The sequence below is a fragment of the Kitasatospora sp. CB02891 genome, assembly GCF_002803145.1.
Taxonomy (GTDB): domain Bacteria; phylum Actinomycetota; class Actinomycetes; order Streptomycetales; family Streptomycetaceae; genus Kitasatospora; species Kitasatospora griseola.
On sequence record NZ_NNBO01000006.1, the window covers coordinates 258,430 to 276,616 of the forward strand.

An 18,187-nucleotide genomic window follows, 5' to 3' on the forward strand; every position below is an offset into this window, starting at 1 on the left:
GGCAGCCGCGGAACCGTCCTCAGGACGCCGCCTTGAGCGGCCAGCGCGGGTCGACGGTGGCGGCCGGGTCCTTGCGGCGCAGCCAGGCCTGCAGGTCGGTGGCCCAGGTCCGGTACCAGTCGATCTGCCGCCGGTGGAGTTCGTCCAGCGGCAGGTCGCCGGCCTGGGGGTAGCGGTGGCCGAGGGCGACGGCGACCCGGACGGCGGCGAGCGCGTCGCTGCCGGCCTCGTGGGCGTCGTGGAGTTCGACCCCGTAGACCTCGCAGACCCGCTGCAGGGTGCGGGAGCCCTTGCGGTACTTGTCGAGGGCGCGGTCGACCACCATGGCGTCGACCACGGGGGTGACCGGCCCGCCGAGGCGGTCGGCGAGGGTGGGGCGGCCGTGGCGGCGCAGTTCGGCGTCGAGCAGCGACAGGTCGTAGGGGGCGTTGAAGGCGACCACGGGCCGGCCGGCGGCGAGCCGCTGGTGCAGGGCGCGGGCGATCTCCTCGACGGCTTCGGCGGCGGGCCGGCCGTGGGTGCGGGCCTCGGTGTCGGTGATGCCGTGGATGGCGGTGGCCTCGGCGGGTATCGGGACGCCGGGGTCGATCAGCCAGTTGGTGGCCCCTTCGACACGGCCGCCGAGGGTGTCGACCACGGCGGCGGTGACGATCCGGGACTCCTCCGGGTCGGTGCCGGTGGTCTCCAGGTCGAAACCGGTGAGCGGCCCCTTCCACCAGGTCATGGGGTGTGTCCTTCCGTCGGCACTGCCAAGACGCGGACCATCATCGCCTGCCGCTGTGACAGCGCCGACGGCGCGTCCGCTCCACGGGGCGCGATCCTGCTGGTCAGGACACCGCGCGGGAGTCTCCCCAGAGGTCCTCGAACTCCTCCCGGTAGACCTCCAGCAGGCCGGGTTCGGTGCCGCCGGCCTCCTGTCCGGCGCCGCCGCGCAGCACCAGGGCGGGCGATTCGATGCCGCGGGCCCGGCGCAGGTAGGGCTGGACGACGCCGAGGTCGGTGGAGCGCCGGCGGCCGCCCGCGCCGGTGGTCCGCGGGCCCTCGACCAGGTAGGCGGTGAACCGGGGCAGTTCGTCGAACACCCGGATCTCGAAGCTGCCGGGGTCGCGCAGCCGGGCCCTCACCCGGCGCACGTGCATGATGTTCATCTCCACCGAGCGGCCCAACTCGCCTCGCCCGATGCCGAGTTCGCGTTCGCGGCGGCGCACCGCACTGCTCGCCGGGTTGAGGAAGAGCAGCCGCACCCGGCAGCCGTCGGTGGCGAGCCGCACCAGTCGCTTGCCGGTGTAGTTCTGGCAGAGCATGCCGAGGCCGATGCCGACCGCGTCGAGCCGCCGGGCGCCGTCGAGCAGGTCCTCGACGGGCAGGTCGCGCTGCAGGCGGACCCGGTCGGGGTGGACGGCGACCACGTCGGAGTAGCGGCCGGCGACGAGTTCCTCGACGACGTCGGCGGGCACCCCGCCGAGCGTGCCGTCGAGCACGGCGAGCAGGCGGGCGGCGGCCCGTTCGGTCTGGTCGAGGACGGTCTGGGTGAGCGCCCGGTTGCGGGAGACCACGTGCCGGGCGACCTCGAGTTCGTCGAGGGCGAGCTCGACCTCGCGGCGGTCCACCAGGTGGGGTTCGAAGCACGGCCAGTGCTGGACCATGAGTTCGCGCAGCTGCGGCAGGGTGAGGAAGACCAGCGGGTCGTCGTCGACGGGGTCGAGCAGGTAGCCCTTGCGGCGGGAGACCTCGCGGACGGCGGCGGCCCGGTGCACCCACTCCTCGCCGACCGGTCCGGCGGCGGCGGTGACCCACTCCTCGCCGTGCACGGGCGCGTAGACGGGGCGCAGCACTTCGTGGACCAGGGCGCGCATCCGCTGTTCGACCAGGTTGAGCCAGACGTAGGCGCGGCCGGCCAGCCGGACCCGGCGGTAGGCGTCCTCCCACTGGTCGGCGGCCCAGGCGGGCGGCACGCCCTCGGCGGGGCCGCCCTGCGGGGGCAGCGATCCGCGGCCGCCGGTGCGGACGACCAGCGTCGGGGCCTCGCTGCCGCCGGCCCGCGGGTCGGGTCCGTCGCCGTCGGCGGGGAACGCCATCCGCCACCTCACCTCTCGCCCGCCGCCCGCCGACTGACGGGCTGTCCGCTGACTCGGTCCACCATGACGGCCCCTGGTCGCCGGCCGCACACGGGCCCGGGGTTCTCGCGGTCCGGACGATCAAGGGTATCGCCCTCGGTGGCCGCGACACAGCCCTCTTGACAGCACGCACCGCGGCGCGCACCGCTGCGGCCGACGGTCCGTCACGGCCCGGCCACGGCGGGCTGTCCGGCCCGGAAGCCGGGACACCCGTCCGGGCGAACAACGGGCGAATGGAGGCGGATGGACGCCGGGTTCGGCCGTCCGGCGAGGAGTATGCGGATGTGCGGTGCGTCACGCCCGTCGCGCCACTGACGCCCGCACATGCTCGGGCGCTCCACCGGGTGACCACCCGTGGGAGCGCCGATTGGCGTCTGGCACGGGGAAGTTGAGGACACATGCAGGTCTGGCCGGGGCAGCCCTACCCGCTCGGCGCCACCTACGACGGCGCGGGCACCAACTTCGCGGTGTTCTCCGAGAGCGCGGACCGGATCGAGCTCTGCCTGATCGCCGAGGACGGCTCGGAGACGGCGGTCGAACTGCGCGAGACCGACGCCTTCGTGCGGCACGCGTACCTGCCGGGCGTCCAGCCGGGCCAGCGCTACGGGTTCCGGGTGCACGGCCCGTTCCAGCCCGGGCTGGGTCTGCGGCACAACGCGTCGAAGCTGCTGCTGGACCCGTACGCGAAGGCGATGAGCGGCCACATCGACTGGGACGAGTCGGTGTACGGCTACCACTTCGGCGCGCCCGAGCGCCGCAACGACCTGGATTCGGCGCCGCACACCATGCACTCGGTGGTGATCAACCCCTACTTCGACTGGGGCACCGACCGGCCGCCGCGCACCGACTACCACCGCACCGTGGTGTACGAGGCGCACGTGAAGGGCCTGACCAGGCGGCACCCGGGCATCCCGGAGGAGATCCGCGGCACGTACGCGGGCCTGGCGCACCCGGCGGTGATCGAGCACCTGGCGAAGCTGGGCGTGACGGCGATCGAGCTGATGCCGGTGCACCAGTTCGTCCGCGACCACCGGCTGCGGGACCTGGGGCTGTCCAACTACTGGGGCTACAACACGATCGGCTTCTTCGCCCCGCACTCCTCGTACTCCTCGACGGGCGACCGCGGGCACCAGGTGCAGGAGTTCAAGTCGATGGTGAAGGCGCTGCACGCGGCGGGCATCGAGGTGATCCTCGACGTGGTGTACAACCACACCGCGGAGGGCAGCCACCTCGGGCCGACGCTGTCCTTCCGCGGTCTGGACAACGCCTCGTACTACCGGCTGGCGAAGGACCAGCGGTTCTACGAGGACACCACCGGCACCGGCAACTCGCTGCTGATGCGCTCCCCGCACGTGCTCCAGATGATCATGGATTCGCTGCGCTACTGGGTCACCGAGATGCACGTGGACGGGTTCCGCTTCGACCTGGCGGCGACGCTGGCCCGGCAGTTCCACGAGGTGGACCGGCTGTCCTCGTTCTTCGACCTGGTCCAGCAGGACCCGGTGGTCTCGCAGGCCAAGCTGATCGCCGAGCCGTGGGACCTCGGCGAGGGCGGCTACCAGGTCGGCAACTTCCCGCCGCTGTGGACCGAGTGGAACGGCAAGTACCGCGACACCGTCCGCGACTTCTGGCGCGGCGAGCCCGCGACCCTGGCCGAGTTCGGCTCCCGGCTGACCGGCTCCTCCGACCTGTACCAGGACGACGGCCGCCGCCCGATCGCCTCGATCAACTTCGTCACCTGCCACGACGGCTTCACGCTGCGCGACCTGGTGTCGTACAACGACAAGCACAACGAGGCCAACCGGGAGGACAACCGGGACGGCGAGTCCTTCAACCGCTCGTGGAACTGCGGCGCGGAGGGCGACACCACCGACCCGGGCGTGCTGGAGCTGCGAGCCCGCCAGCAGCGCAACTTCATCGCCACCCTGATGCTCTCCCAGGGCGTGCCGATGCTCTCCCACGGCGACGAGCTGGGCCGCACCCAGCACGGCAACAACAACGCCTACTGCCAGGACTCCGGGCTGACCTGGGTGGCCTGGCCGAGCCGGGAGGGCGAGCCGGCGGACAGCCGGCTGCTGGAGTTCACCCAGGGCATGATCTGGCTGCGCCGCGACCACCCGGTCTTCCGCCGCCGCCGGTTCTTCCACGGCCGCCCGGTCTCCGGCACCCACGACGCGCTGACCGACATCGCCTGGTTCACCCCGGGCGGCGAGGAGATGACCGATCCGGACTGGTCGACCTCGTACGCGAAGTCGCTGACGGTCTTCCTGAACGGCAACGCCATCTCCGAGCCGGACCGGCGCGGCGGCAAGATCGTCGACGATTCGTTCCTGCTGATGTTCAACGCCCACTCGGAGCCGATCGCCTTCACCGTCCCGGCCGGCCACGGCGAGGCCTGGCAGATCGTCGTCGACACCTCGCTGCCCGCCCTCCCCGCGCCCGGCACCGGCCCGCGCGCCAAGGCCGGCGACACCCTGCACCTGCCGGACCGCTCCTTGCTGGTGCTGCAGCGACCGGCCTAGCACCCCGTTCGGGGCAATGGGCGGTAGGCGCCGGGCGGTCCGGGTAGGGATGCGGCTATGACGTCAGTCGCCGCGCGCCCTTCGACGGCCCGCTTCCCGACGGCCACCTACCGGCTCCAGTTGCAGCCGGAGTTCACCCTGCACGACGCCCGCCGGGCGGTGCCGTACCTGGCGGCGCTCGGCGTCTCGCACCTGCACCTGTCGCCGCTGCTGGAGGCGGCGCCGGGCTCCACGCACGGCTACGACACAGTCGACCACGGCCGGGTCGCGGAGCAGCTGGGCGGCGAGCAGGCGCTGCGCGAGCTCTCGGCGCAGGCGCGGCGGCACGGCCTCGGCCTGATCGCGGACGTGGTGCCCAACCACATGGCGCTGCCGGTGCCCGAGCAACTGAACCGGCCGCTGTGGCAGGTGCTGGCGAACGGCCCCGACGACCCGTTCGCCGCCTGGTTCGACATCGACTGGACGGCCCAGTCGGGCCCGGTCGACGCCCCCGGGCGCGGCCGCCTGCTGCTGCCGCTGCTCGGCGGCCGCCTCGGCGCGGAGCTCGGCGCGCTGACGGTGGACGGCGAGGTGCTGCGCTACCACGAGCACGAGTTCCCGCTGCGCCCCGGCACCGCGCACCTGCCGCTGCCGGAGCTGCTGGACCGCCAGTGGTACCGCCTCGCCTGGTGGAAGCTGGCCGACGAGCAGATCAACTACCGGCGGTTCTTCACCGTGAACGAGCTGATCGCGGTGCGGATGGAAGTCCCGGAGGTGTTCGAGGCGACGCACGCGGTGCTGCTGCGGCTGCACCGCGAGGGCGTCCTGGACGGCTTCCGGATCGACCACCCCGACGGGCTGGCCGACCCCCGCGGCTACCTGCGGCGCCTCGCGGAGGCCACCGACGGCGCGTACACGGTGGTGGAGAAGATCCTCACCGGCGAGGAGCGGCTGCCCGCCGACTGGCCGTGCGCGGGCACCACCGGCTACGACGCGCTGCGCCGGATCGACGGCGTGCTGACCGACCACCTGGGCGCGGAACGGCTGACGATCGCCTACCGGCGCGACGTCGGCGACCGGGCGGACGCGGCGGCGTCGGCGCTGATCGGCCGGGCCGAGATGGTGTCGCCGGACGGTGCGCTGTCCGCGGAGACCGACCGGCTGGTGCGCCTGGTGGAGCGCATCTGCGCGGACGGCCCGGAGCTGGCCGACCACTCGCCGCTGGCGGTGCGCCGGGCGTTGGAGGGCCTGCTCACCGAGTACCCGGTGTACCGCCCGTACGTGGTGCCCGGCGAGCCGGCCCCGGCCGAGGCCGCCGAGGCGCTCGCCCCGCCCGAGGGCGCGTCGGACACCGAGCTGCTGGTGCGCCGCCTCGCGCTCGGCGCGCTGGGCCGCTCCCCCGCGAAGGACGAGTTCTGCCACCGCTTCGGCCAGACCGCCTCGGCGGTGGCGGCCAAGGGCGTGGAGGACACCGCGTTCTACCGGTTCAACGCGCTGCTGTCGCTGAACGAGGTCGGCGGCCTGCCGGAGCACCCGGGCGTCGCCCCGGCGGACTTCCACCGCTGGTGCGAGCAGCAGGAGCAGCACTGGCCGCACGCGATGACGGCGCTGTCCACGCACGACACCAAGCGCAGCGCGGACGCCCGGGCCCGGCTCGCGGTGCTGGCGGAGCTGCCGGAGGCGTGGGCGGCGGAGTGCGCGGCGTGGACGGTGGCGGCCGGGCCGTGCCCGGACCGGGCCTCGGCGTGGCTGCTGTGGCAGACCCTGCTGGCGGCGTGGCCGCTGACCGAGGAGCGGCTGCTGGGCGTGGTGCTGAAGTCGGTGCGGGAGGCGAAGCGCCGCACCTCGTGGACGGCGCCGGACGAGGTGTTCGAGCAGCGGCTCGCCCAGTACGTGCGGGACGCGCTGGCCAATCCGGGGCTGTGCCCGCGGATCGCCGGGTTCGTGGGCATGCTGGAGCCGTTCGCCCGGGTGAACTCGCTGTCGGCGGCGCTGCTGCACCTGCTGGCGCCGGGCGTGCCGGACGTGTTCCAGGGCGGCGAGGAGCCGCTGTACACGCTGGTCGACCCGGACAACCGGGCCCCGGTGGACCTGGACGCGCTGGCGGTGCGGCTGACCGACGCGGCCGCGCCGCGCCCCGGCGACCTGGCCCGGGAGAAGCTGCACCTGACCACCACCGCCCTGCACCTGCGCCGCGAGGGCCCGCTGGGCGCCTACCGCCCGCTGAGGGGGATCGGCCCGGCGGCCGAGCACTTGCTGGCGTTCGCCCGCGGCCGGCAGGTGGTGGGGGCGGCGACCCGGCTGCCGTACGGGCTGCTCCGGTCGGGCGGCTGGCGCGGCACCCTGCTGGAGCTGCCGCCGGGCCGCTGGACGGACCGGCTGACGGGCCGCCACTTCACGGGCGGGACGGTCGAACTGGCGTATCTGTTCCAGCAGGCGCCGGTGGCGCTGCTGGCGAAGGGGGCGTGATGCGGTACCGGGTGTGGGCGCCGGAGGCCAGGGTGGTCGAGGTGGAGGTCGGGGCGATCCCGTACCTGTTGGAGCGCGACCCGGCGCACCCGGGCTGGTGGCACGGGGACGGCCCGGACGGCGACTACGGCTTCCGGCTGAACGGCGGCCCGGCGCTGCCCGATCCGCGCTCGCCCCGCCAGCCGTCCGGCCCGGACGGGCTGAGCCGCCCCGTCGACCACGCCGCGTTCGACTGGTCGGGGACGGCCTGGCGGGGCCGCCCGCTGCCGGGCGCGGTGGTGTACGAGCTGCACGTGGGCACCTTCACCGCCGAGGGCACCTTCGACGGGGCCGCCGCCCGCCTCGACCACCTGGTCGAACTCGGCGTGGACTTCGTCGAGTTGATGCCCGTCTGCCCGTTCCCGGGCCGGCACGGCTGGGGCTACGACGGGGTGTCGCCGTGGGCGGTCCACGAGCCGTACGGCGGCCCGGACGGGCTGAAGCGGTTCGTGGACGCGGCGCACCTGCGCGGCCTCGGCGTGATCCTCGACGTGGTGCACAACCACCTCGGCCCGTCCGGCAATTACCTGCCCCGGTTCGGCCCGTACTTCACCGACCGGCACCGGACGCCGTGGGGCGCGGCGGTGAACCTGGACGCGCCGGGCTCGGACGAGGTCCGGGCGTACCTGATCGGCAGCGCGCTGGCCTGGCTGCGCGACTACCGGATCGACGGGCTGCGGCTGGACGCGGTGCACGCGCTGGCGGACGAGAGGGCGCTGCCGTTCCTGGAGGAACTCGCGGTCGCCGTCGAGGAGTTGGCGGAGGCCACCGGCCGCCCGCTGTTCCTGGTCGCCGAGTCGGACCTGAACGATCCGCGGACCACCGCGCCCCGGCAGGCCGGCGGGCTGGGGCTGACCGCGCAGTGGAGCGACGACTTCCACCACGCGCTGCACGCGCTGCTGACCGGCGAGAGCCAGGGCTACTACGCGGACTTCGCGGCCGACCCGTGGGCGGCGCTCGCGAAGGCCCTCACCCGCGGCTTCTTCCACGACGGCAGCCGGTCCTCGTTCCGGGGCCGCTCGCACGGCCGCCCGTTCCCGTCGGCCTACGGGCACCGGCTGCTGGGCTACGCGCAGACCCACGACCAGATCGGGAACCGGGCCACCGGCGACCGGCTGTCGGCGTCGCTGCCGCCCGGCCGGCTGGCCGCCGCGGCGGCCCTGGTGCTCACCTCGCCCTTCACGCCGATGCTGTTCATGGGCGAGGAGTGGGGGGCGTCCACCCCCTGGCAGTACTTCACCGACCACACCGACCCGCAGCTCGCCGAGGCCGTCCGGCAGGGCCGGCGCCGGGAGTTCGCCGGGCACGGCTGGCGCGCCGAGGACGTCCCCGATCCGCAGGACGCGGCCACCGTCCGCGCCTCCACCCTGGACTGGTCCGAGCCGGGCCGCGCCCCGCACGCCGAACTGCTCGCCTGGCACCGGGAGTTGATCCGACTGCGGCGCGCCGCGCCCGAGCTGGCGGCCGGCGACCTGGCGGCGGTGCGGGTGCGGCACGACGCGGCGGAGGGCTGGCTGGCCGTGCACCGGGGCCGCTACCGGGTGCTGGCCAGGCTCGGCGGCGAGCAGCCCGCCGCCGTCCCGCTGGAGGGCGAACTCGCCGCCCTGGAGGCCTCGTTCGGCGAGGTGAAGGCCGGGGCGAACGGTGCGGTGCTGCTCGGGCCGGACGCGGTGGCGGTGCTGCGCACGGCCTGACTCGCCCCGGGCCGGGCTCACCGCAGGAAGGCGGCGATCCGGGCGTGCAGGTGGGCCGCGTCCAGGCCGTACGCCGCCAGGTGCTCGGGCAGCGACCCGTAGTGCCGGTGCTCGGCCACCGGCACGCCCAACCCGAGGACGCGGTGCGGCAGTTGCTCCAGCGCCCGGTGCGCCTCGCGCTCCGAGGTGCCGGCCAGATACGGCTCGACCAGCACCACGTCGGCCCGGCCGCCGATCGCCGCCCGCAGGCCCGCCGCGTCGAACGGCCGCACGGTGGCCGCGTACAGCACCGTCACGTCCAGCGTCTCGGTGGCCTCCAGCACCGCGTCCAGCATCGGGCCGACCGCCAGCACCACGCCCCGGGCACCCTCACGGACCGTCAGGAACCGGCCCGGGACGATCGGCCGGGCCTCGCGGTTCTGCTGGGCGGACAGCCGCACGTACTGCAGGCTGTCGCCCGCCGCGACGGCGTGGCGCAGCAGCAGGTCGGCCTCGGCGGGGTGGCCGGGGACGTGCACGTGCCAGTCGGGGAGGGTGTCCAGCAGGGCGACGTCGCCGGGCGCCATGTGGGTGCGCCCGCCGGCCGGCCAGTCGTAGGAGCCGGCCGCGCTCACCAGCACCGCGCCGACGCCCTGGTGGTTCAGGTCCAGCTTCACCTGTTCGAAGGGCCGCTCGATCAGGAAGCTGGCGAAGGTGTGCGCGATCGGCCGCATCCCGGTCAGCGCCAGGCCGCCGGCGACGCCGATCAGCAGCTGCTCGCGGATGCCGACGTTCACCACCCGGTCGGGGTGGGCGCGGGCCGCCTCGGGGAACTGGGCGGCGCCGATGTCGGCCAGCACCAGGGCGGTGCGCGGGTCCTGGTCGAGCAGCTCGGCGGTGGTCAGCGCGAACTGGTCGCGCATGGTGAACTCCTGGGTGGTCATGGTCTGCGGTCTCCGCTCTCGGTCGTTCTCGGGCAGCTGTTCTTGGGGTGCTCAGCCGAACTTGGGCTCGGTGCGGGCCACCACCACGTGCGGGCGGCCGGGGTGCGGGGCGGTGTACGCCCGGTACAGCTCGTCGTGGTCGCGGCCGTCCACGGTGGCCGTCGACCAGCCCTCGCCCGCGAACCGGGCCGCGATGCCGCCGTTCCAGCCGTGGGTGGCCGAGGAGTTGTCGATCACCACGGCGTGCAGCCGCTCCAGGCCGTACGCCCCGGCGAACGCCACCGCCTCGTGGTTGCTGCCCTCGTCGAACTCGGCGTCCCCGATCAGCACCCACACCGCCGGGGCGTCCAGGCCCTGCGCCCGCAGGCCCAGCGCGGTGCCCACGGCCAGCGGCAGCCCGTGTCCCAGCGACCCGGAGCCGATCTCCGCGCCGGGCACCAGCAGCCGGTCCGGGTGGTGGCCGAGCGGCGAGTCGTACGACCCGAAGCTCGGCAGCAGCTCCACCGGGAAGAAGCCCTTCGCGGCCAGCACCGCGTAGTACGCCATCGGGCCGTGGCCCTTGGACAGCAGGAAACGGTCCCGGTCGGGCGCGTCCACGGTGGCCGGGCCGACCTTGAGCACCCGGTCGTACAGCACCCACAGCGCGTCCAGGGTGGAGTTCGCGGCCGGCGAGTGCTTCTCGTCGCCGGTCATCAGCGAGATCAGGTGGGGCAGTTCGTCGAAACCGCCGGGAGTGCGCGTTGCTTCGCTCGTCATGCCAACGAGGATCCAACTTCAAGTGCGCTTCAGGTCAAGGCCGTGCGCCGGTAGTGTTCCGGGCCATGACGCCCACCCGGCACGACCGCCTCACCATCGGCCAGCTCGCCGAGCGCAGCGGCCTCGCCACCTCCGCGCTGCGCTACTACGAGAGCCTCGGCCTGATCCACGCCGAACGCACCACCGGCAACCAGCGCCGCTACCCGCGCGCGGCGCTGCGCCGGATCGCCTTCGTCCGGGCCGCCCAGCAGGTCGGACTCTCGCTGGAGGAGGTCCGCACCGCGCTCGCCCGACTGCCCGTGGACCGCGCGCCCACGCCCCGCGACTGGCACACCGTGGCCGGCGCCTGGCAGCACCGGATCGACCGGCAGATCGCCGAACTCCAGCTGATGAAGGCCAAGTTGACGGGCTGCATCGGCTGCGGCTGCCTCTCCTTGAGCCGCTGCCTGCTGTACAACGCCGACGACCGGGCCGCCGCCGCCGGACCCGGCGCCCGCTACCTGCTCACCCGCGACCCGGACGACGGGCCCGAACCCGCTGTCGGACCGGACCGCTAACCTGGCCGGAGGGACCGGTTTCGGCCATCCGTCGTCGAACCGGTTTCCCGGCCGTCTATGCTGCCCCCGAAAGCGTGTTCCACCGACGGGGGGCCGGATATGACCGATCATCAGGAGATCTCACTCGACTGGATGTCCGGCGAGCAGAGTCCGCCGCCGTCCGCCGAGCTGCGCCCGGAGATCCCGCACCCGGCCCGAATGTACGACTACTACCTCGGCGGCAAGGACAACTTCCCCGCCGACCGGGCCGCCGCCGAACAGGTGCTCGCGCTCAGCCCGCTGGTGCGGATCAGCGCCCTCGCCAACCGCGCCTTCCTCCAGCGCGCGGTCCGCACCCTCGCCGCCGAGCAGGGCATCCGCCAGTTCCTCGACATCGGCACCGGCATCCCCTCCGCGGGCAACACCCACGAGATCGCCCAGGCCGTCGACCCCACCGCCAAGGTCGCCTACCTGGACAACGACCCGATCGTGCTGGTGCACGGCCGGGCCCTGCTGGCCGGTGCGCAGCTGGGCAGCGTCAGCGTCCTGCAGGCCGACCTGCGCGACCCCGGGGCGATCCTCACCGACCCCGCCGTCCGCGAACTGCTCGACCTCGGCAAGCCGGTCGCCGTGATGCTGTTCGCGATCCTGCACTTCATCGACGACGCCGACGACCCGTACGGGATCGTCCGCACCCTGGTCGACGCCCTGCCCTCCGGCAGCTACCTCGCGCTCTCGCACGGCACCGCCGACTTCGTCGACCCGGCCGAGGTCTCGAAGGGCCCCGCCGTCTACCGCTCCGCGACCGCGCAGCTCACCATGCGCAGCCGCGAACAGGTGCTGCGCTTCTTCGACGGCCTGGAACTGCTCGAACCCGGCCTGGTCACCGCCCCGCTGTGGCGCCCCGACCAGGCCCCGCAGGACACCGACGGCCAGGTCGCCATCTGGGCCGGCGTCGCCCGCAAGCCCTGACGCCGTCCTCAACCGCCGGGCGGCGGCGGTGCGATCATGAGGCTCCCCTCACCGACGGAGCCCCCGCCATGACCGCACTGCCGCCGCTCCTGGTCGACGCCGCCTGGCTGGCCGCCCGCCTCGACCGGCCCGACCTGGTCGTCCTCGACGCGAGCGTCGGCGCCCACCGCCACGCCGCGCGCCGCATCCCCGGCGCCCGCCCGTTCGACCTCGACGGACCGCTGTCCGACCCGTCGTCCGAACTCCCGCACACCATGCCGCCGGCCGCCGACTTCCAGCGCGAACTGCGCGCCCTCGGCGTCCACGACCGCTCCACCGTGGTCGTCTACGACGGCGCGGGCATCTACTCCAGCCCGCGCGCCTGGTGGATGCTGCGCGCCATGGGCTTCGACCGCGCCGCCGTCCTGGACGGCGGACTCCCCGCCTGGCAGGCCGCCGGCCACCCCGTCGCCGCCCATCGACTCCCGTACTCCCCCGGCGACTTCACCGCCCGCCCGCGCCCCGGCCTGCTGGTCGACCGCGCCACCGTCGCCGCCGCCCTCACCGACCCCGCCACCGCCGTCCTGGACGCCCGCTCCCACGACCGCTTCACCGGCGACGCCCCCGAACCCCGCCCCCACCTGCGCCGCGGTCACCTCCCCGGCTCCACCAGCCTCCCCTTCTCCGACCTGCTCACCCCCGACGGCCGCTACCTCCCCCTCCCCGCCCTCCGCACCCGCCTCACCACCGCCACCACCCACCGCCCCCACCTCATCACCACCTGCGGCTCCGGCGTCACCGCCTGCATCCTCGCCTTCGCCGCCCACCTCACCGGCCACCCCACCCCCACCGTCTACGACGGCTCCTGGTCCGACTGGGGCCGCCCGGAAACCGCCCTGCCGGTCGCCACGGGCTCCTGACGGGCCGCCAACGGCCCCGAGCTGTCCGCAACTCGGGACCGCAGCCTTTCAATCCCCGGTCGGCCCCTCGTTGCCACGGGGCGGTGCCGCGTCGTCCCATTCGGAGCCGAGCCCGCCGTCCAGGTCCACCTCCGACCTGTCGGGCCCGGGCCGAACGTCCTCCGGATCGTCGCGCATCGCTTCCTGGGTCGCGCGCCCCAGCCGGTGCAGCCACACCTTGCCCCTGTCGCTGTCCGGGCTGACTCCCAGCTCGTCCATCAACTCCATGATCCGCTGCGCGGCAGAGTCCTCGGTGTCGACCCGGGTTGCGGCCTCCTGCTCCTGCCTCAACAGGTCGGCGTACTCGACATCCACCGGATCCTCTGCCTCGCCGGGCCGGCGCCCGAGGTAGGGGCGGAACACCTCCGGCACCTCGGCATCGTTGGCAGCCGCAGACAGTTCGGCGAGCGGCCCGATAAGGCTGACAGCCTGCTCGATCTGGTCCTCGTGCCTGGACAACCACCACACCACTGCCGAGCCGGGACTCTTCAGGACCTCGCCACCGACATAGGCGCACCGATTGCGCTCGTGCTGACGCTGCTGCTCCCAGGCGTCCTCGGTCTTCCGCAGTGAGGCCAGGTTCTCCAGCCTGACCCGGTCCTCCTCTGTCACAGTGACCATGACGGCCACCGCCATGACGGTCACCAGGCCCGAGCTGTCGTTGACCGGGGTGCCGAGGGCGCCATTGAGTCGGTACGCCGCCAGGTCGGTCCGCCCGGGGTGCTCACCGGCGGCCAGCTGCCTGGCCCGGGCCACAACCGTGTCGACGGCGGCAGCAGCCAGGTTGGCGTGCACATACGCCTGGTGCGGGCGCGACGGCCGCCATCGAACCGTCGCCGAGAACCTGAGGTCGTAGTCCGGCAGGCAGCTCGGCAGTGCCAGGTCGTCCAACCGGGTCTCGTTGAAGGGCAATTCGGTCGGCGGCTCCGGTCGGGACAATGGGGGCTCCACCGAGTACTGCACCGGGGGTTCCGACACAGCTGGTTGTGTCACCCGGGCCATCAGGACCAGGCCCACCAGCGCCATCGACGCGGCACTCACCAGAAACCAGAGCCAGATCGGCCAGCCCAGCTTCCAGCCTGCATAGATCGGTAGCAGCCCGCCGACGACGACGGCGAGGAACAACTGGGCCCTGTTGCGGTGGTTCACGAGACCTCCCACGAGTCGGCTGGTTGGTAATCGGTGTGCTGGTGCTCGCCCGCGCCCTCGACGCGGTCGATCGAACGCCAGAAGCGCTCCGCGGTGGCCAGACGGGCCGGGTCGGGCGCGGCGGGGTCGTCCGACCTGGTCCGCTGCCATTCCAGGGCCGTCAGGTAGAGCTCGTTGAGAACTCCGGCCCGGCTGCCGGCCGCTCGCACCATGACGTCCGGTCCGCTCTCCCAGGCGGGTGACACTGCGGCGGCGGTGAGCCAGCTGCGCACTGCCGGCGCCCAGCGGGCCCGGTCCGCTCCGGTCAGCACCCGGTGCCAGACCAGTTCCAGCTCGGGAGCCGTCGGAAGGACCCGGAGGAGGGATGGGTCGAGCAGGTCGAGCAGGAGTCCGTACCCGTGCTTCGACGCCGCGCGGCCGTTCCGGAAGATCCTCTCGAGCAAGTGGCGGAGCAGCCGCAATTCACCTCGGGCCAGTTCGAGCACCGCCTCGGTCGCGTCCGTCGACTCGCCGCGCTTCGACAGGTGGAAGAGCCGCGTGAGCGCGAGATCCGGATGGGTCGCGGCCAGCTCATGACGGCACACCTCGGTCAGCACCCGGGCCAGCAGCGGTGCCGGTCGGCCGTTGGCGGCCCACTGGTAGATCTGCCTTCTCACCGCGCCGCCGTACTTCTCATGCTCCAATCCTTGGACCAGCAGCAACGCGGCTTCGGTCGGCAGCGATCCGCTGTTGGACGTCCATTGTTCGGCGAGCATGCGAAGGTCGTCCGGACGTCCGGCCGCCAGAGCTTGTTCGGCGAAGCGGATCACCAGCTCACTGCGCTCGGCGCGGCCGAGACCGGCCAGGTGGATCGCGTCGGCCACCCAGTCCCTCAAATGGTCACGCAGGCCGGGAAAGTAGGTCCAGAAGTGCGACCGTACCGCCGCACCGTAGGACAGCCTCTCGAAGTCGATCCGGCCGTCCTGGCTTCGCGTCATCTTCAGCCCGTGGAGCTGAGCCAACAGGTCCGGACCGGCCAGGGCCGACTCGCTGTTGTCCGGGTGATCGACGAGCCGGAGCAGTTGATCGGCCCATTGGGCAGCAACGTCCGCCGGAGCTCGGTCGAGCATCGCCCCGGCCAGCAGCAAGGCGCGCTTCCGGCCGTCGGTCAACTCGTCCACCTGCCGCGCGACCTGGTCCGACCAGTCGGTGATCGCCTCCATCGCTGCGGCGCACCAGCCCGCGAAGACAGTACCGTGCCGCCGGCTCGCCTTGACCTCGCCGATGATCCGGACCAGCCGGGCGATGTCCCGCATCGGTGCGGTCGCCAGCAGACTCTTGAGTTCCGGAAGCTCAAGGTCGCCCGGCTGATGGAGAAGCTCGTCGGATCGCAGGTATCTGGTTAACACGGCATCGCCGCGGGGCCGTTCGAGCCTCACCACGTGAAGCTGGAGCTCAGGAGCAAGCGCCTGCTCGAGCTCCGAGGAGAGGATCACCACCAGTCTGGCGCCGGTACGCTCCGTCGCGGATCGATAGACGCCCAGCCCGTCCAACACTGTGGAACTGCCTTCCACCGTCGTCTCCGACAGGTCCAGCAGCAGCCGGTCGTCCGGTCCGAACTCCAGCCGGCCGTCGGGGTCGCGTTCGGCTGGGAGCTCCTCGAAACTGCCTTCTTCTCCCGGAAGTTCGTGCAGGAGCACAGTGCCGGCGGCGCGCCGCCCGATGCCGGCCTCGCCGACCAGCAGGACGGTGGCCCCGGGCTTGGCCAGCCGCTCCGACGCCCGGCCCAGATTGCGGGGCCGCACGAACCGCTGGCTGAGCCAGCGCCGATCCTCCGCCGCGATCCGGACGCGCTCGCGTGAGTGCGGGAAGCCACCCGCCGGATAGATGTAGTTGTACTGATCGCCCGAACCGGAGTGGGCCGGGCCGTGCAGGTCCTCGATCCGGGTACTGCCCGGAACGCTCACCGCTCCCGGCCGTTCTCGCGTCCGAACGTTCCTCCGAACTGCTGCTGGGACTTCCTGAAGTCGCCGCCGGTGATGTACTGGACGCCCATGCCGTCGCCGCTGAACTGCGGCCCGCTGTTCAGGCTGCCGCTGCCCGTGTGGATCGGCCCGCGCGGCGAGTTGATCACCGTTCCGGACAGGTCCCCTCCTACGGCCCCGACTCCGTCCCGCATCCGCACCTGGTGGGCACGGCCCGGTCCCTGCTCCGGCTCTCGGCGCGCCTCGGGGTCCTCACGTCGGGAGTCGAGCTTGGCCAGCGCGGGCACCAGTTCCGCGAGGTCGTCGCCGATCCGGGCGAGGTCCGCACGCGAGTTCCGCATGTCCAGCCGGCGGTACTGGCAGTCGGCGAGCTCGGCGAGTTCCGCCGGCAGGCGGCTCCGGTCGAGTCGCACGGAGTCGGTCAGCACCGGAATGACCATCGCACCGGTCTCGAACGCCTCGATGATCTCCCGCCGCGTCCAGTCGGACGGGTCCTCGATCGCCGGACGATCCCCGTTCTCTCGCGGGTCGAACCAACCGCGGCCGATCACCGCGAGCAACACGTGGCACCGACGCGCCGCGGTGATCAGCTCCCGGGGATAACGGCTCCCCGCCGGGATCGACTTGCTCGCACGGAACACCTGGTCGCTCCCGAACCTGTCGGACAGCTCGTGCTCCAGCAACGCGGCGACCGCATCGCCGTCTCCCGTACGGTAGTTCACGAACACAATGGACAAGCTGAACAGCCTCCTTCGAGAATGGACGGATTGGGCATGAGGCAGCCGACTGCGTCTCAGTGGCGGTCGGCCAGCACTTCGAGCAGGGCCGGCTGCAATTCCCGGACGGCGCGGTGGGAACGGAACCGGCCCAGCTCACGGTCGAGTCGCCGGACATCGGCGGCGACCGTGGCGGAGCGCACCTCACCGGCGATGCCGACGAGCTCGCCCGCGACCGCACAGGACTGGTCGACCTCCCCCGCGGCCGCGTAGGCCAGAGCCCGACGCAGTCCGTAACGGGTCCGGGTCCGCAGGGCGTGCGCCGGGATGCGCGCACACTCGCGGTCCAGCACCTCCGACGCCTCCTGCGGACGGCCCAGGTCGTACAGGCACCAGCCGGTGACCATCGCGGCGGGGTCCGGGAGATTGCTGGTGCCGATGAGCGGGCCTGACGCTCCGTCACGGTCGGCGGAGGCCAGGAAGTCGTGTGCCTGGTCGAGGCTCCGCATGCAGCGCAGGTGGTCTCCTGCCAGGGCGTGGCCCTGCGCCTCCCGCTGGGCGGCGAGGCCCCTGATGCGGTGGGGCAGTTTTCGGTTCTCGGCGGCCGCGGCGGCCAGCGCGACGGTCTGGGCCGAGTCTCCGTCGTAGAACGTCACGAGCGCCCGGCGCACCAGCGCGTACGAGGCGAGGTGCTGGTCTCCGGCTTCCTCCGCGAGGTCCACCGCCTCGGCGGTGTGCGTGAGGGCGGCACGGGTGTCCCCGGCCTCCTGCGCCATCCACCCGGTGAACTCGGCGAACCTGGAAGCCAGCAGGAGCAGTTCCGACCTGGTCCGTCCGGTGGTGGAGGCCGCGATGCGGGCGGTGGTGCGACCCTGTTCCACCAGCAGGGGCAGCAGGACGGCGGGGTCGACGCACTGTCCGAGCCGCCGGGCACGGTCGTACTCCTCCCTCAGCAGCACGGTCGGCCCGAACTCGACGGGCGCCGCCGCGCCCACCTGCCCGCGGACACCGGCAGGACGGCCGGCCGCGGACAGCGCGAGCAGGGAGAACGCGCCTGCCGCCATCAACTCGCGACGCCCCGAGACGCCCCCTTCCTCGCCGGTCTCCGCGTGCTCGCCCCCGCTCGCTCCCCGGACCAGATCGGACAGGCTTCCCTCGGCACCGAGCGCCGCGTCGCACCGGCGGGCGAGGTCGATCGATGCCGCCCGCTCGCCCCGTTCGACCTTGCTGAGGTACCCCTTGCTGTACCTCAGTCGCCTGGCCAGGCCGTCGAGCGAGAGCCCCCGCTCCTCGCGAAGGCGCCGCAGTTCGGCGCCGAACGACAAAGACATGGACATGCCACTATCTCCTCCGAAGTCGTCCCGCTCATCGAAAAACCGCGGGGAACCGGGGGCATCTCCTCCGCCCCTGGGG

The 18,187-nt window shown here is 73.2% G+C and carries 14 protein-coding genes; 6 read left to right on the forward strand and 8 right to left on the reverse strand.

The window, feature by feature from the left end:
• Positions 1-19: 19 nt before the first annotated feature.
• Together CG736_RS16280 and CG736_RS16285 are read right to left on the reverse strand one after the other, a co-directional pair.
• A complete protein-coding gene (locus tag CG736_RS16280) occupies positions 20-724 on the reverse strand; it encodes an exonuclease domain-containing protein (RefSeq protein ID WP_100586934.1) in 705 nt (234 codons plus the stop codon).
• 103 nt (positions 725-827) lie between these two features.
• A complete protein-coding gene (locus CG736_RS16285; RefSeq protein ID WP_232734027.1) occupies positions 828-2,078 on the reverse strand; it encodes an SAV2148 family HEPN domain-containing protein in 1,251 nt (416 codons plus the stop codon).
• Between the two features lie 437 nt (positions 2,079-2,515).
• Here CG736_RS16285 and glgX point away from each other — a divergent pair, with 437 nt between their 5' ends.
• The 3 genes from glgX to treZ are packed head-to-tail and all read left to right on the forward strand — an operon-like array spanning position 2,516 to position 8,820.
• Positions 2,516-4,639 (forward strand): glycogen debranching protein GlgX, encoded by a 2,124-nt coding sequence (gene glgX / locus CG736_RS16290; RefSeq protein ID WP_100586935.1) that lies wholly within the window; start codon positions 2,516-2,518, stop codon positions 4,637-4,639.
• A gap of 57 nt (positions 4,640-4,696) precedes the next feature.
• Positions 4,697-7,087, forward strand: coding sequence for a malto-oligosyltrehalose synthase (gene treY, locus CG736_RS16295; protein WP_100586936.1), 2,391 nt, complete (start codon positions 4,697-4,699; stop codon positions 7,085-7,087).
• The gene (treZ, locus tag CG736_RS16300) at positions 7,087-8,820 is read left to right on the forward strand and encodes a malto-oligosyltrehalose trehalohydrolase (RefSeq protein WP_100586937.1); all 1,734 of its coding nucleotides are present in this window, start codon (positions 7,087-7,089) and stop codon (positions 8,818-8,820) included. The genes treY and treZ overlap by 1 nt, the downstream gene beginning before the upstream one ends.
• A gap of 17 nt (positions 8,821-8,837) precedes the next feature.
• Here treZ and CG736_RS16305 read toward each other — a convergent pair whose 3' ends face one another.
• Both CG736_RS16305 and CG736_RS16310 read right to left on the reverse strand, forming a co-directional pair.
• The gene (locus tag CG736_RS16305) at positions 8,838-9,743 is read right to left on the reverse strand and encodes a transketolase family protein (RefSeq protein WP_100586938.1); all 906 of its coding nucleotides are present in this window, start codon (positions 9,741-9,743) and stop codon (positions 8,838-8,840) included.
• Between the two features lie 51 nt (positions 9,744-9,794).
• On the reverse strand, positions 9,795-10,499 hold the full coding sequence (locus CG736_RS16310) for a hypothetical protein (protein WP_100586939.1): 705 nt from the start codon (positions 10,497-10,499) through the stop codon (positions 9,795-9,797).
• Positions 10,500-10,564: 65 nt separating this feature from the next.
• On the opposite strand from CG736_RS16310, the gene soxR reads away from it, so the two are divergent.
• The 3 genes from soxR (at position 10,565) to CG736_RS16325 (ending at position 12,906) form a co-directional block, all read left to right on the forward strand.
• Positions 10,565-11,056, forward strand: coding sequence for a redox-sensitive transcriptional activator SoxR (gene soxR, locus CG736_RS16315; RefSeq protein WP_100586940.1), 492 nt, complete (start codon positions 10,565-10,567; stop codon positions 11,054-11,056).
• 99 nt (positions 11,057-11,155) lie between these two features.
• Positions 11,156-12,007: an SAM-dependent methyltransferase gene (locus CG736_RS16320; protein WP_100586941.1), complete on the forward strand. Its 852-nt coding sequence runs from the start codon at positions 11,156-11,158 to the stop codon at positions 12,005-12,007.
• Positions 12,008-12,075: 68 nt separating this feature from the next.
• Complete coding sequence (locus CG736_RS16325; RefSeq protein WP_100586942.1) at positions 12,076-12,906, forward strand: sulfurtransferase; 831 nt, start codon at positions 12,076-12,078, stop codon at positions 12,904-12,906.
• 48 nt (positions 12,907-12,954) lie between these two features.
• Here CG736_RS16325 and CG736_RS16330 read toward each other — a convergent pair whose 3' ends face one another.
• The 4 genes from CG736_RS16330 to CG736_RS16345 all read right to left on the reverse strand — a co-directional run bounded on the left by CG736_RS16330 (position 12,955) and on the right by CG736_RS16345 (position 18,111).
• Positions 12,955-14,094, reverse strand: a complete 1,140-nt coding sequence (locus tag CG736_RS16330; RefSeq protein WP_100586943.1) for a hypothetical protein — start codon at positions 14,092-14,094, stop codon at positions 12,955-12,957.
• Positions 14,091-16,040, reverse strand: a complete 1,950-nt coding sequence (locus tag CG736_RS16335) for a hypothetical protein (RefSeq protein ID WP_100586944.1) — start codon at positions 16,038-16,040, stop codon at positions 14,091-14,093. Before CG736_RS16335 ends, CG736_RS16330 begins: the two co-directional genes overlap by 4 nt.
• The gene (locus tag CG736_RS16340) at positions 16,037-16,786 is read right to left on the reverse strand and encodes a TIR domain-containing protein (protein WP_232734039.1); all 750 of its coding nucleotides are present in this window, start codon (positions 16,784-16,786) and stop codon (positions 16,037-16,039) included. Before CG736_RS16340 ends, CG736_RS16335 begins: the two co-directional genes overlap by 4 nt.
• Positions 16,787-16,851: 65 nt before the next feature.
• A complete protein-coding gene (locus tag CG736_RS16345; RefSeq protein WP_100586946.1) occupies positions 16,852-18,111 on the reverse strand; it encodes a helix-turn-helix domain-containing protein in 1,260 nt (419 codons plus the stop codon).
• Positions 18,112-18,187: the final 76 nt, after the last annotated feature.